Raw genomic sequence first — 13,806 nt, forward strand, 5'->3', positions numbered from 1 at the left:
GGATTCGGTTACACAACATGCGGGTTTGCCCCGGCGGGGCGGCAGCGTGTACCGAACCTCACAAAGTCAAAGCTTCGCGCGGCTCATCCATCGTACTAGAATTCCCGGCCGCACCGTGACGCGGGCAACACCAGACGGGCACTATGCCTAATTAATGATGCCCGATCTTCTCAAAGGCCGAATAATGTTCTATTTGGAGTCCGTAAATCCCGGCGCATCATTGCCTTGCGTCACGGCGCCGTCCCGCATGGCGTACCGGCGCCAGTTCCCGGCCTCAACGCCGTGCCCGGTGCGGTTCCCGCTGCTGTTTGCACGGGCGCACTCGCTGAACCACTCCCCCAGCGCGCGGTCATGGCTGACTATGACCAGCGTCCCTGCGAAGTCGGAGAGGGCCGCTTCAAGCTGTTCCACGAGGACGGGCGCCAGATGGTTGGTGGGCTCATCCACGAGCATCGTCCCGAACCCGCCGAGCAGGAGCCGGGCCAGCGCCAGCCTGCGTTGTTGCCCTGCGGAAAGGCTGCCCACCGGTACGTGGAATTCGCTGGTCCGGAAGAGCCCCAGGCGCAGCAGTGCCTCGGCGTGCTCATCGATGTTGCCGCCCAGGCCCGCGGCAAAAGCAGGCAAGAGGCGCAAGGCCGGACGCCGCGGGAGCTCCAACTCCTGCTGCAGGTACCCGATCCGGCCGTGCCTCACCACGGTGCCCTTGGCCGGTTCCAGCGTGCCCGCGAGGACAGAGAGCAGTGTGGACTTGCCTGCACCATTGGGGCCCGTGATGAGGATTTTCTGGCCCGCCTCCACCCGGAAGTCCGTGGGCTCCAGGCGGCCGGGCACGGCCACCCCGCTTGCTTCAAGAGCGGGACCCGCCGCAACGTCCGCCTGCAGATCCGTTGCCAGCTTCAGGGGCACCGGGGGACGGTCGATGGGGTTGGCCTCCAGCCGGCGGAGACGCTCCTGGGCATTGCGGACCTTGCTGGTGACCGCCTTTTGCCACGTGCCGGCCTTGAAGTCGAACCCCATTTTGTCGCCGTCGCGTTGGCGGGCATAGCCCATCCTTCCCGCGACCGTGTCCGCCTGGAGCCGTTCGGCAGCCATCGCGTCCAGCCACCCCTGGTATTGCTGCGCCCAGCGCTGGCGTTCGGCAGCCTTCTCCCGCAAGTAACCTTCATATCCGTTGCCATAGCGGCTGACCGTCCGGCGTTCGGCATCAACCTCAATCACGGTTGAGGCCACTTTGCGCAAGAGCACGCGGTCGTGGGAAACCACCACCACGGTTCCGCGGTGCGCCGCCAGCCGCGCCTCCAGCCAGGCCGTGCCGCTGGCGTCAAGGTGGTTGGTGGGTTCGTCCAGGAGGAGGATGTCCGCGGGATCGGCCAGTACGCAGGCGAGTGCCACGCGTTCCTGTTCCCCGCCGGAGAGCGAGCCCAGCGTCCGCATCCGATCCAGTCCGCCCAGGCCCAGCCTGTCCAGCGCCGCCTCCACCCGGGATTCCGCGGCGTAGCCTTCCCTGAGCTGGTACCGCGTCTGCAGGTTTCCGTAGCGCTCCAGTTCGTCCGCTTCCGCGCCGGCAAGCCCGTCCTCCAGCCGGTCCAGCTCGGCCTCCAGTGCGCGCAGCGATGCCAGTGCGGCGTCGATCGCGTCGCTGACGGTGAACTGATCGGGCAGGCCATGAGCCTGGGCAAGGTAGCCGACACGGCCTTGGCTGACGGCGGTGCCCTCGTCCGGGGCCTCAAGGCCGGCCAGAACCCGGAGCAGCGTTGATTTGCCCGCGCCGTTTTCGCCGACTACCGCCACATGTTCACCGGCTGTGATGGCCAGTTCGACGCCGGCAAATAGCTGGCGGTCCCCATAACCATGGGATACGCCCGAAAGGCGGAGATGTTCGCTCAAGGAGTCCTCGCAAGTATGTGCCCAGCCTGCCGGCGGCGGCTTGCGTCCTCAAGTATCGCACCGTCAACTCTTGCTGAGGTACCGCGGCGACTGCCGCATGGTGTACTTGACCGCGTCAGTGCGCCCCGGCGCTAGGCTGGGGGCATGGGTACAGCTCTCCGCACACCGCCGGCGCCGCAGCCGGAGCTTTACCGGTTCTCACGGCTAGATTTCATCACTGCCGGACTCTATGTGGCCGTGGCCGCATTCTTCGCCGTGGCGGGCGAACTGCTGGCGCCGCTGCTGCTGAGGCTGTCCCCCAATCCGGCCGTGGCGTCCTATACGGTGAACCTGATCTTCTACGCAACCATCGGCATCCTGGCGCTGGCCGCCGCCCGACGCGTTGCCGCGCGGGACCTCCGCGTCCTGGCCACGAGACCCTGGTTCACCGCGCTCATGGTGCCGCTGACCGTGGTGGCGATGCTCATCCTCACCGCCGTGTTCGTGGCCGTCAGCGGGCCGGTGCAGACCTCCGCCAACCAGGCCGGTCTTCAAGCGCTCATGCAGCAGGTCCCGGTGTGGCTCATGGTGCCCCTGCTGGTGATCGTGGGCCCGTTCGTCGAGGAGTACATCTTCCGCCACCTGCTGATCGGCAAGCTGAGCCGCCGGGTCAACCTCTGGCTGTGCTGCGGCCTGTCCGTGGTCCTGTTCGCGGCCCTGCACATCGTGGGCCAGGAGCAGATGACCCTGCAGGTGCTGATGCCGTACCTCGCCATGGGCGCCGTCCTGGTGTTCGTGTACGTCTGGACCGGCAAGAACGTGATGTTCTCCTACTTCGTCCACGCCTCCAAGAATCTTCTGGCGGTGGTCTTCATCTACGCGATTCCGCCGGAGGTCCTCGAACAGCTGCAGCGGATCCAGGGCTAGGCGAAACAACGCGGGGAGACCGGGCACCTACCGCGCGGCCCGGGCACCTTCCGTCGCGGCCCCCGGCGTCGTAGGTTCTTCCCATGACACTGAACATTCAGATCGTGGTGGACTGCATCGACCCGCACGGGCTCGCCGACTGGTGGGCCGAAACCCTGGACTGGGCCGTGGAGCCGCAGGATGAGGGCTTCATCCGCTCCATGATCGAGCAGGGTTTCGCGACGGATGCGGAAACCCGGACTCATCACGGCAAACTCGTGTGGGGTGCCGGCGCCGCCATCCGGCCGCCCGAAGAACTCGACGCCACAGCGCCCGCCCGCCGCATCCTGTTCCAGACGGTCCCGGAACCAAAGTCCGTCAAGAACCGGGTCCATTGGGACGTGCGGCTCGCCGGCGCGGACAAGGATGAGGTGCGCGCTGCCCTGGAGGCACGCGGCGCCACATTCCTCTGGACGGCCCGCCAGGGACCGCACGAATGGCACACCATGGCGGACCCGGAGGGCAACGAGTTCTGCATCAGCTGAGCCGATTACTAGACTCGGACTGTGAGCAACGAAATCCCCGCCAAGGTATCCGACGTCTTTGACCCCCAGCGGTGGCGCACCGTGTCCGGTTTCGACGACTTCCAGGACATGACCTACCACCGGCAGGTGGAGCGCTCCGCCGACGGAGAGGCGGTCCGGGACCTGCCCACCGTGCGCATCGCCTTCAACCGCCCCGAGGTCCGCAACGCCTTCCGGCCCGGCACCGTGGACGAGCTCTACCGGGCCATGGACCACGCCCGGATGACCCCGGACGTGGCCACCGTGCTGCTCACCGGGAACGGCCCCTCCTCCAAAGACGGCGGCCACTCGTTCTGTTCGGGCGGCGACCAGCGGATCCGCGGCCGCGACGGGTACCGCTACGCCGATGGGGAGACGAAGGAGTCCATCGACCCCGCCCGCGCCGGCCGGCTCCACATCCTGGAGGTCCAGCGGCTCATGCGCACCATGCCCAAGGTGGTGATCGCCGTCGTCAACGGCTGGGCAGCCGGCGGCGGGCATTCCCTCCACGTGGTCTCGGACCTCACCATCGCCTCCCGCCAGCACGGCAAGTTCAAGCAGACCGACGCCACTGTGGGAAGCTTCGACGCCGGTTACGGCTCGGCCCTCCTGGCCCGTCAGATCGGCCAGAAGGCCGCCCGGGAAATCTTCTTCCTGGCCCGCGAATATTCCGCCGAAGACATGGTCCGGATGGGCGCGGTCAACGAGGCCGTGGACCACGAACGCCTCGAGGACGTCGCGCTGGAGTACGCCGCCGACATCGCCCGGCAGTCCCCGCAGGCCATCCGCATGCTCAAGTTCGCATTCAACCTGGCCGACGACGGCCTGGCCGGCCAGCAGGTCTTCGCCGGCGAAGCGACCCGTCTGGCCTACATGACCGACGAGGCCGTGGAAGGCAAGGAAGCCTTCCTCGAAAAGCGCGACCCCGACTGGTCCAAATTCCCGTACTACTTCTAAGGCGCAGTGTGACTTCCGGAGCTATCAACATCGAACCTGCGCTCAAGGCGCTGGCTGCTGCCCTCCATGGCGAGGGACCCGCCGTCGAACTCTCCGCCGGGCCCGACGGCGCTCCGGTGCTGGCGTTCCCCGCAACGCCCGGCATCGAGGACGCAGCCGTCGTGGTGCGGACGTCCGGGTCCACGGGCACGCCGAAGGCAACCGTCCTCACCGTCGACGCCCTGGCGGCGTCGTCGGTGGCGACCGCCTTTGCGCTGAAGGGCGAAGGCCAGTGGCTGCTGGCCCTCCCCGTGCAGTATGTGGCCGGCCTGCAGGTGCTGGTCCGCTCCCTCTTTGCGGGCACCCGCCCGTGGGTCATGGACATGTCCGGGGGCTTCACCCCGGAGGCCTTCACGGCCGCGGCTTTGGAGCTCACGGACAAGATCCGTTTCACCTCGCTGGTGCCAACCCAGCTGCAGCGGCTGCTGGACTCGCCCTCGGCCGAGACGCTGGCCGTGCTGCGGCGCTTTAACGCCGTCCTGCTCGGCGGTGGCCCCGCGGCCCCGGAGCTGCTCGCGGCGGCCCGTGACGCCGGAGTCAAGGTGGTTACCACCTACGGGTCGGCCGAGACCTGCGGCGGGTGCGTGTACGACGGCTTCCCGCTCGAAGACGTCCTGGTCCGCGTGGCGGAAGACGGCCGCATCCTGCTGGGCGGGGCAACCGTCGCCGCCGGGTATCTGGATGCCCCCGAGCTCTCGGCCGGCGCCTTCATCGACGAGGACGGCGTCCGCTGGTACCGCACCAACGACCTCGGCGAACTGGACGCCGACGGCCGGCTCACGGTGCTCGGGCGGGCCGACGACGTCGTGATCACCGGCGGCCTGAAGGTTTCGGCCGCGCGCGTCCAGGCCGAGCTGGAAAAGCTCGACGGCGTGCGCGCCGCCTTCGTGGCCGGCGTGCCCTCCGCGGAGTGGGGCCACGCCCTGGCCGCATACGTCGCGGTGGCCGACAGTTCCCCGGAAGGCCTGGCCGCGTTCGCCGACGGCCGGAACGAAACTTGGCGGACGGCGCTGGGTGCGCTGGCGCCTAAAACGGTCCTGCCCGCCGCGGAATTGCTCATGCTGCCCAACGGCAAGCCGGACCGCCTCCGCATGACGGTCCTGCTCGATGCCCTGCATCAGGGAAAATAGACAAGCGGCTTCCGGCTTCCGGCCGGGTATCGAACCAACCAACGAGCATTCAACGAACCAATGAGGTACTGACCGTGGCCACAGCCGCACAATGGATCCAAGGCGCCCGACTGCGCACCCTGCCCGCCGCGATTGCGCCGGTGCTGATCGGCAGCGCGGCGGCCTACGAGATGGATTCGTTCATCCTGCTGAACGCCGTGCTGGCCGCACTGGTCGCCCTGCTCCTGCAGATCGGTGTCAACTACGCGAACGACTACTCGGACGGCATCCGCGGTACGGACGAAGACCGGGTGGGCCCGCTCCGGCTGGTGGGCTCCGGCGCGGCCAAGCCCGAACACGTCAAACGGGCCGCGTTCGCGGCGTTCGGGCTGGCGATGCTGTTTGGCCTGATCCTGGTGATCATCACGCAGGCTTGGTGGCTCATCCTGGTTGGTATCGGCTGCGTGCTGGCCGCCTGGGGCTACACGGGCGGCAAGAACCCGTACGGCTACCTCGGCCTGGGCGACGTCTTTGTGTTTGTGTTCTTCGGCCTCGTGGCAACGCTGGGCACCACCTACACCCAGGCCGGCCAGCTCAGCCTCGCCGCCATCATCGGGGCGATCGGCACGGGGCTGATCGCGTGCGCCCTGCTGATGGCGAACAACGTCCGCGACATCCCGACCGACAGGAAGGCCGGAAAGAAAACCCTGGCCGTGCGGCTCGGCGACAAGCATGCCCGCGAAAGCTACGTGCTGATGCTCGCCGTCGCGATCCTGCTGGTGATCGTCCTGGCCCCGGCCCGGCCGTGGATGCTGATTGTGCTGCTGCTGATCCCTGCCAGCCTCATGCCGTCCTGGCTCATGATCTCCGGGCGGCGCCGGAAGAGCCTCATCCCGGTCCTGAAGCAGACCGGACTGATCAACCTCGGCTTCGCGGCACTGTTTTCACTGGGACTCGTCCTGAGTCACGGCTTCTAGCACGCTGGTTCTAAGAACGGATTCGAGTCCGTGGCCCGGCGCTGCTTCCGAGTCATGGCCGGCGCTCCGGCCCGGCGGGTTCCGGCCCGGCGCTGTTAGGAGTTTTTGGGGCGGGCGTCCGTGTGGACGGCAATGTCGGGGTTCGCATCCACCATTCGGTCTTCGGCCTCGGCATCAGCCACCTCGCCGGCACTGCGCAGCGGCTTGGCCTTGCCCGAGAACCGGTGGTGGAGCGTCGCGGTGGCCGCGTCGCGCTGCCTCTGGAAGAACAGGAAGCTGATGGCGAAAGACATCATCCCGGCGCACAGCGCGGCCAGGAGCACCCCCAGCTGCAGGTAGAGGAAAAGTGCGAAGAGAGGCGCAAACAGCGCCAACCGAATCAGGGAGTATTTGAGGAAAGCCACACCCCAAGTTTAGCCGCCAGGACGGCAGCCCGGCTTCGGCCGCCGACCTCCCCGCGGCTGCGGCGCCCCTGACGTGTCCCGGCAGCAGTACCGGTGCCCGGACCCGGGGACGGACCGGGGGCGGTGATCGGCGCCGTCGGGCCGCTTGACGGCTAGACTGAAGATATGCTCCGAGTAGTGGTCCCGATCGTCATACTGGTCGTATTCGTCTATGGACTTGTCGACCTCATCCGGACTGACAAGCGGTTGACCAGGGGGATCTCCAAAACGGCTTGGATCTTCGTGCAGATCCTCCTCCCCGTGGTCGGCGCCATCCTGTGGTTCCTGATCGGACGCCCCCGTGCCACGGACACCGCGCCCGTCGCCTACAGCCACCCCGTAGCGCCCGACGACGACCCCGATTTTCTGCGCAACCTTGAAATCCGCCGCCGCAACCAGGCCGAGGCCGACCGGCTCAAGAGGCTCAAGGACCAACTCGATGCCAAGGAGCGCAAGCTTGACGCCGGCAACGGGGATGCGAGCCGCCCGGAGAGCGCCGGCGATGCCCGCGAACCAGGCGACGCCGGCACGCAAGGCACCGACGAGGTCAAGTAGCAGTACTCCGGCCCTCATTCCCCCGGTCCAACGACTCCGCGCCATACTAACTGCCGCCATTCGCCCCAGATGGCCGGAATCCCGGCCTCAAAGCGGCCATCTCCGGCAAATGGCCGCCACTCATCCACTCGGGGGCTGCTGCTCACACGGCCCACTGCTCCCCCACACCCGGCCCGCTCTGTGGACAACGCCCGAGCCTCCTCGACGCGGGCGCAGAATGCTCATATGCGCGAGCCCAGTGAGCTACCCCCGCACCTTCGACATCGACCCTTCACCGTGGCCGAGGCCCGCGCTGCCGGGCTGAGCCGACGACGGACCCGGGCCCAGGATCTCGCCAGCCCCTGTTACGGAGTGCGCGCCACCGCCGCCGCCCCGAATAGTTTGCTGGCACGTGTGCACGCCCTGACGGCGGTGACGGGCGCAGTCGTGAGCCATCTGTCTGCGGCCGTGCTGTGGGGCTTCCCCCTGCCGCGCGCCTTGGAGAACCTGACCGTCGTCCACCTGACGAGTCAACCGGGCCGGCGCGCTGTGCGGCATAAGAATGTGGTGGGCCATCAGCAGTCACTCGAACCGGAAGAGATCGTGTCCGGTGTCAGGGTGAGCTGCACATCCCCGCTGCGAACGTGGTTCGATCTCGCCGGCATACTGAGTCTCGATGAATTGGTGATTGCCGGGGACTTCCTATTACGGCGGAGAAATCCATTGACCACGATCGACAGGCTGGACGCATACCTCGCCGGGAAGCAAGGCAGGGCGGGCTACCGGCGCGCTATGCGTGCCCGCTCCCTGATACGCGCCGACACGGACTCCCCCAAAGAGACGGAACTCCGGCTACTTCTGATTCGGCACGGCCTGCCCGAACCCGGAATCAACGTCCCCATGTTCGACGAGACCGGCGGTTGGATCCAGGACCCGGACCTCTCGTACGAGCAAGAAAAGGTAGCGATTCAGTTCGACGGCGGGCATCATGCCACTCCGGCCCAGCGCCGCAGCGACATCTTCCGGGATGAGAACGCCAGGGATGCCGGGTGGCGCGTCGTCGTATTGACCCAATGGCACTTGACCCCGTTCGCCCCGGGGATGGAGCCGGCGGCGGTTACCCGAGTGCGTGCCGCGTTGACGGAGCGCGGCTGGACTCCCGCCCCGGTTACACAGCAGGGGCGACGTCAGCGTGCTCACCCCACACCGAACTCACTTGACACGAATGGCCGCTGAGCCTGGTGGCGTAGCGGCCTTCTGTGGCGAATCGAGGAAGTGCGGGGCCGACGCAGCCCAGTGCCGCCGAGCCATGCCGCGCTGCCCCAGCCGACCCACACCGCACTCACTTGACACGAATGGCCGCCAAACGCGGTAGCTTGGCGGCCATTCGTGGCGGATCGCGGAAGCCTTGTGGCTCTGGGGTGCGGTCTACAGCCCCGAGTAGGAGTGCAGGCCGTTGAAGAACTGGTTCACGATCGTGAAGTTGAAGACCACGCACAGGTAGCCGACGATCGAGAGCCAGGCGGCGCGGGTTCCGGTCCAGCCACGGGTCGCGCGGGCGTGCAGGTAGCCGGCGTAAACCACCCAGATCACGAAGGTCCAGACTTCCTTCGTGTCCCAGCCCCAGAACCGGCCCCAGGCCTTCTCCGCCCAGATGGCGCCGAACATGAGCGTGAACGTCCAGCCGACGAACGCGATGGCGTTGATGCGGTAGGACAGGTTCTCCAGGCTCAGGGCGTTCGGCACGAGGCGCATGAATCCCAGCTTGTCGGCACCTCCCGCGGCGATGGTCTTCTGCCGGTGCGACTGCACGAGCTGCAGCGCGGACATGGCGAAGGTCAGGGTGAACAGGGCAGAGGACATCACCGCGATCGAGACGTGGATGATCAGCCAGTAGCTCTGCAGAGCGGGCACGAGGTGCCCCACGGGCGTCCAGAAGGCGATGGAGGCCGCAACGAGCATGATGATCGCCAGGCCGATCACGAACGTGCCCAGGAAGCGCAGGTCGCGGCGGATCAGGACCAGCAGGAAGACGGCGACGGCCACGAAGGCACCGGTGGTGAGGAATTCGTACATGTTGCCCCACGGCACCCGGCCCGCGCCGAGCGCACGGGTGATCACGCCGGCAGCATGGATTGCGGCGCCCAGGACGGTCAGCGCGACAGCCACCCGCGCGGGGACCCGCCGCTCGCCGCCGTAGCGCATGCTGCCGTCGGCGGTGTAGCCGGCCCCTGCCGCGCCGCTACGGCCGGAGGAGGACGACGTCGGACGTTCGGCGCGGCCCACGGGTCCGCTGACATCCGAATCGGCGCGGTCGGCGTCGCCTCCGGCGGCCCCCGCACCGACGCCGACGGGGACGCGCGCGGCCTCGGTCGACTGGCCGGAGAGTTCCGCCGCCTTGAGGTCCACCGCGCGCAGCGTCTTGCTGCTCTTGGCCAGGTCCCAGGCGAAGGCGATGAAGGCCACTGTGTATGTGCCGGCGGCCAGCAGCATGAAGAGCTCGCTGTACTGGCCCATGGTTTCGTTGATCGAGAACAGCATTACTGATCCTTCTTCGACTCAGAGGAGCCGGCTGTTGACTGAATGAAGTCTTCTGCGGGGTGTTCAGGGGAGGCGTCCGTGCCGCCGGCACCGCTCTCGGCGGTATCTGCCCGGTCATTATCCGCCGTCCTGCTGGGAGCGGGCTGGGAACCGGGCGCGGCGTCCTCGCCCAGCAGCCATTCGCTGGACAGGAGTTTGCGGATGGCCGCGGCTTCCCCGGCCAGGCGGTGGTCCTCGCCGCGGGCCAGGAGACCGTATTCCACCATGGTGCGGCCGTCCTCGTGGGTGCCGGTCCGGACCCAGACGCGGCGGCGGTTCACGTAGAGCGAGGTGACCAGCCCGGCGACGGCCAGGAGCGCGAAGATCAGGGCGTAGAGCTGGCCGGGGTTGTGGTGGATGTCCACGCCGACGTAGCGCTTCACGCCGTCGAAGCTGATGGAGCCCTTGCCGTCGGGCAACGTGTAGCTGCTCCCGGGCGCCAGGACGATGCCCTTGGTGGGCAGGTTCCGCGCATTGAGCGGCGTCAGCTTCTTGACGTCGAGTTCGAACACGTTCTGCGGGGCCCCCGCGTTCAGGCCGAGGTCGCCGAAGTACGAGTTCAGGGTCAGCTGCGGGTTGATGAGCTCCGGATCACCGCTGAAGGATACGCCCTTGTCGGTGATGAAGGCCGTCGGCAGGAAGAACCCGGCGAACGCGAGCTGCTCGGGCTTGGCGTCCGGGACTTTGATGACCACGGAAGAGTAGTAGTTCTCGCCCTGGAGTTTGGCGACCACGGGCCCCTGCATGGCGATGTTCCCGGCGGCGTCGCGGACGGTGACCACGGGGGCGTAGCCGTTGCCCGTGAGGTACACGCTGGTGCCGCCGAGGCTCAGGGGGTCGTTGACTTTGAGCAATTCCTTCTTGGCCGGCGCGTCCGGGTTTTCCTTCGTGGTCACTTCGGCGGTGAAATCGATGGGCTGTCCGAACTTGCCCTTGGATTCGCGGTCGAAGGTGATGTCGAACTTATCCAGCTGGACGGAATACGGCTGAAGCTGGCTGCTCTGGAAGTTCGTGCCGGGCGTGAACTGGTCATAGCCGACCAGGGTGTTGACGAAGGTGTCGCCCTCCACCAGGATCCGCTGACCGCTGTAGCCGAAGAGGCCGCCGGCCGCCACCGAGACCAGCACCCCGATCAGCGCGGTGTGGAAGACGAGGTTGCCGACTTCCTTCAGGAAGCCGCGCTCGGCCCCGAGGGAGGGCCGCTCGCCATCGCGGTCCCGGACATCCACCCGGTATCCGCGCTTTTTCAGCAGCTCCGCGGCGTCGGAGATAGCCGCCGACGCCGGGATCCCGGCGTCGGCCGGAATCACCAGGGTGCCGTATTCGGGGAGGCGGGACAGCCGTGCCGGGGTGCGCGGAGGCTGGGAGCGCATCGCTTTGTAGTGCGCGATGGCACGCGGGATCACGCAGCCGATCAGCGAGATGAACAGCAGGAGGTAGATCGCGGAAAACCACGCCGAAGAGTAGACGTCGTAGAGCTGGACCGAGTCCAGGATCTTGCCGTAGTCCGGGTGGTCCTGGATGTACTGCGTGACAATCGACGGGTTGGCGGGCCGCTGAGGGAACAGCGAGCCGGGCACGGCGGCGACGGCCAGCAGCAGGAGCAGGAACAGGGCCGTGCGCATGCTGGTCAGCTGCGTCCACGCCCAGCGGAGCATGCCCAACGGACCCAGCGAGGGCATGACGGCCTCGGACTTGGGGGACTTCTTCTTCTTTACGTTCACGCGCTCGCTCATCAGATCGGCAATTTCACATCGGTTTGGAACCAGTACTGCAACCCGGAGACCCAGGTACCCCACACGCCGCTGGCCATCAGGACGCCGAGCAGGATCAGGATGCCGCCGCCGGTGCGCTGGATGGCGAGCCGGTGCTTGCGGAAGAAGGACATCACGCCAATGCCGCGGCGCACAGCCAGCGCGATCAGCAGGAACGGGATACCCAGCCCAAGGCTATACACGAAGGCCAGGAACGCCCCCTTCGCCGCGGACGAGCCGCCGGAGAGGCTGAGCAGTTGGACGGCGGAATAGGTGGGACCGATGCACGGGGCCCAGCCCAGCCCAAAGGTGATGCCGAGCAAGGGCGCACCCCATAGGCCGGCCGGGGGTTTGGCATGGATCTTGGCATCGCGTTGCAGCCAGCCGAAGCCGCCCATGAACACCACGCCCATGATGATCACCAGGATACCCAGCAACTGGGTGATCCACTTGTTCTGCGAGCCGGTGATGAGGCTGCCCAGCTGCCCGAACGCCCCGCCAAGCAGCACGAAGATCACGGAGAAGCCCAGGACGAAGAGCCCGATCCCGGCCAGCATGCGGCCGCGCCTTTGCTTCTGCAGGTCGACGCCGGTCAGCCCGGTGACGTAGCCGAGGTATCCGGGGACGAGCGGAAGGACGCAGGGAGAGAGGAAGGAGACAAATCCGGCCAGGAGGGCAACGGGAATGGCCAGCAGGAGCGATCCGTTCAGGATGGCTTCGGCGAAGGGGCTGTTCACGGTGTGGACCGAGCTACTCGGCCACGGCGGCGGCGATGAGGGATTTAAGGGTGCCCTGCTGGATTTCGCCGAGCACCCGGGACGCGACGCGGCCCTGCTTGTCCAGCACGAGGGTGGTGGGCACAGCGCCGGGCGGCACGAGACCGGAGACGGCCAGCAGTACGGCGCCGTCTTTGTCGTTGAAGCTTGGGTAAGTCAGTTTGAAGGTCTGGTCGAACGCGTCGGCCGTGGGTTTCTCGTCGCGCAGGTTGACGCCGAAGAACTGCACGCCCTGGTTCTTGAATTCCTGGTGCAGCGACTCAAGGGTGGGCGCTTCGACCCGGCAGGGGGCGCACGCGGCGAACCAGAAGTTCAGCACGGTGACTTTGCCGGTGAAGTCCGCCGAGGTGACGGCGGTGCCGTCGAACAGCGTCCCCTTGAGCTCCACGGGACTCTTGCGGTCCGCGACGGCGAATTCGGTCACGGATCCGTCGCCGGCCACATAGTTCTTGTTGTCCCCGGCCTTGGCCTGCTTGGCGAGGGCATCGTCCTGGGCGCAGCCGGACAGCCCGAATACTGCGGCGAGGGCGGCCCCGCCGGCCGTCAGGACGTTGCGGCGGGACAGCGGAGCCCCGGCACGTCGGTTCTCTGCCATGGTCAGGCTCCCGGGGTGCTGGCGGCACCGGGCAAGAGGGCGGCAGCGGGCTCGCTGTAGTCAACCCGTACAAGCACGCCGGCGTCGTCGAACACCAGGGACGTCAGCGAGGTCAGCGTGCACTCGCGCTTCCGCGGATCATGCCACAGCGGGCGGCCCTCGGCGCTGAGCCGCGTGGCCCAGATGGGCAGCTGGTGGCTGACCAGGATGGCTTCGGCCCCGTCGCCGCCAAGCTCGATCGCCCGGACGCGTGCGTCGTGGACCGCCGCGATGACCCGCGCAGCCTGCTCCTTGTAGGGCTCGCCCCACGACGGCCGGAGCGGGTTGTACAGCTTGGTCCAGTGCTTGGGCCGGAGCAGCTCCGCCTTGGAGACGTGGAGCCCCTCAAAGTAATTGGCCGCTTCGATAATGCGGGCGTCGGTGGCGATCTCAAGGCCCAAGGCTGCGGCAATCGGCTGGGCAGTCTCCTGCGCCCGGGCCAGCGGCGACGCCGCCAGGTGGACGATCCGGGCCCCTTGTTCGGACCGCTCGCTGAAGTGTTCGGCCAGCGTGCGGGCCATCTCCCGGCCGAGTTCGGAGAGGTGGAATTCCGGCAGCCTGCCGTACAGGACACCATCGGGATTGTGGACCTCGCCGTGGCGGAGCAAATGAACAGTGGCTTGGGGCATGTCTACCAGTTTCTCAAAGATGACGGTCGATCTGAAATC

General features: G+C 67.3%; 14 protein-coding genes. 7 read left to right on the top strand and 7 right to left on the bottom strand.

What is annotated here, in order from left to right; genetic code table 11:
• Positions 1–189: 189 nt before the first annotated feature.
• Positions 190–1,887 carry an ABC-F family ATP-binding cassette domain-containing protein gene (locus C9424_RS02075; protein ID WP_116765266.1) on the bottom strand — a complete coding sequence of 566 codons (1,698 nt, stop codon included), beginning with the start codon at positions 1,885–1,887 and terminating at the stop codon, positions 190–192.
• Between the two features lie 144 nt (positions 1,888–2,031).
• Between C9424_RS02075 and C9424_RS02080 the strand changes: the two genes are divergently transcribed.
• From C9424_RS02080 to C9424_RS02100, 5 genes are all read left to right on the top strand, one after another.
• Positions 2,032–2,793 (top strand): CPBP family intramembrane glutamic endopeptidase, encoded by a 762-nt coding sequence (locus C9424_RS02080; protein WP_116765267.1) that lies wholly within the window; start codon positions 2,032–2,034, stop codon positions 2,791–2,793.
• A gap of 83 nt (positions 2,794–2,876) precedes the next feature.
• On the top strand, positions 2,877–3,317 hold the full coding sequence (locus tag C9424_RS02085; protein WP_116765268.1) for a VOC family protein: 441 nt from the start codon (positions 2,877–2,879) through the stop codon (positions 3,315–3,317).
• 21 nt (positions 3,318–3,338) lie between these two features.
• Complete coding sequence (locus tag C9424_RS02090; protein WP_116765269.1) at positions 3,339–4,292, top strand: 1,4-dihydroxy-2-naphthoyl-CoA synthase; 954 nt, start codon at positions 3,339–3,341, stop codon at positions 4,290–4,292.
• A gap of 8 nt (positions 4,293–4,300) precedes the next feature.
• Positions 4,301–5,461, top strand: coding sequence for an AMP-binding protein (locus tag C9424_RS02095; RefSeq protein ID WP_237563241.1), 1,161 nt, complete (start codon positions 4,301–4,303; stop codon positions 5,459–5,461).
• A gap of 74 nt (positions 5,462–5,535) precedes the next feature.
• Positions 5,536–6,417 (top strand): 1,4-dihydroxy-2-naphthoate polyprenyltransferase, encoded by an 882-nt coding sequence (locus C9424_RS02100; RefSeq protein WP_116765270.1) that lies wholly within the window; start codon positions 5,536–5,538, stop codon positions 6,415–6,417.
• Positions 6,418–6,512: 95 nt separating this feature from the next.
• Here C9424_RS02100 and C9424_RS02105 read toward each other — a convergent pair whose 3' ends face one another.
• On the bottom strand, positions 6,513–6,821 hold the full coding sequence (locus tag C9424_RS02105) for a DUF4229 domain-containing protein (protein WP_116765271.1): 309 nt from the start codon (positions 6,819–6,821) through the stop codon (positions 6,513–6,515).
• Positions 6,822–6,986: 165 nt separating this feature from the next.
• On the opposite strand from C9424_RS02105, the gene C9424_RS02110 reads away from it, so the two are divergent.
• The gene (locus C9424_RS02110) at positions 6,987–7,415 is read left to right on the top strand and encodes a PLD nuclease N-terminal domain-containing protein (RefSeq protein WP_091251080.1); all 429 of its coding nucleotides are present in this window, start codon (positions 6,987–6,989) and stop codon (positions 7,413–7,415) included.
• A 225-nt stretch (positions 7,416–7,640) separates the two neighbouring features.
• Positions 7,641–8,630, top strand: a complete 990-nt coding sequence (locus C9424_RS02115; RefSeq protein ID WP_237563242.1) for a hypothetical protein — start codon at positions 7,641–7,643, stop codon at positions 8,628–8,630.
• Positions 8,631–8,822: 192 nt separating this feature from the next.
• On the opposite strand, the gene ccsB is transcribed toward C9424_RS02115, so the two are convergent.
• Genes ccsB through C9424_RS02140 form a run of 5 tightly spaced genes read right to left on the bottom strand, consistent with a single transcriptional unit; the run spans position 8,823 to position 13,767 of the window.
• Entirely contained in the window at positions 8,823–9,935 is a 1,113-nt protein-coding gene (gene ccsB / locus C9424_RS02120) for a c-type cytochrome biogenesis protein CcsB (RefSeq protein WP_202615732.1), read from the bottom strand.
• Positions 9,935–11,710: a cytochrome c biogenesis protein ResB gene (gene resB, locus C9424_RS02125; protein WP_116765272.1), complete on the bottom strand. Its 1,776-nt coding sequence runs from the start codon at positions 11,708–11,710 to the stop codon at positions 9,935–9,937. Before resB ends, ccsB begins: the two co-directional genes overlap by 1 nt.
• Positions 11,710–12,465: a cytochrome c biogenesis CcdA family protein gene (locus C9424_RS02130; protein ID WP_116765273.1), complete on the bottom strand. Its 756-nt coding sequence runs from the start codon at positions 12,463–12,465 to the stop codon at positions 11,710–11,712. The genes resB and C9424_RS02130 overlap by 1 nt, the downstream gene beginning before the upstream one ends.
• Positions 12,466–12,478: 13 nt before the next feature.
• Positions 12,479–13,099: a TlpA family protein disulfide reductase gene (locus C9424_RS02135; RefSeq protein WP_116765274.1), complete on the bottom strand. Its 621-nt coding sequence runs from the start codon at positions 13,097–13,099 to the stop codon at positions 12,479–12,481.
• A 2-nt stretch (positions 13,100–13,101) separates the two neighbouring features.
• Positions 13,102–13,767 (bottom strand): histidine phosphatase family protein, encoded by a 666-nt coding sequence (locus C9424_RS02140; RefSeq protein ID WP_116765275.1) that lies wholly within the window; start codon positions 13,765–13,767, stop codon positions 13,102–13,104.
• Positions 13,768–13,806 lie beyond the last annotated feature (39 nt).

The organism is Arthrobacter sp. H-02-3 (genome assembly GCF_003097355.1).
GTDB classification, from domain to species: domain Bacteria; phylum Actinomycetota; class Actinomycetes; order Actinomycetales; family Micrococcaceae; genus Arthrobacter; species Arthrobacter humicola.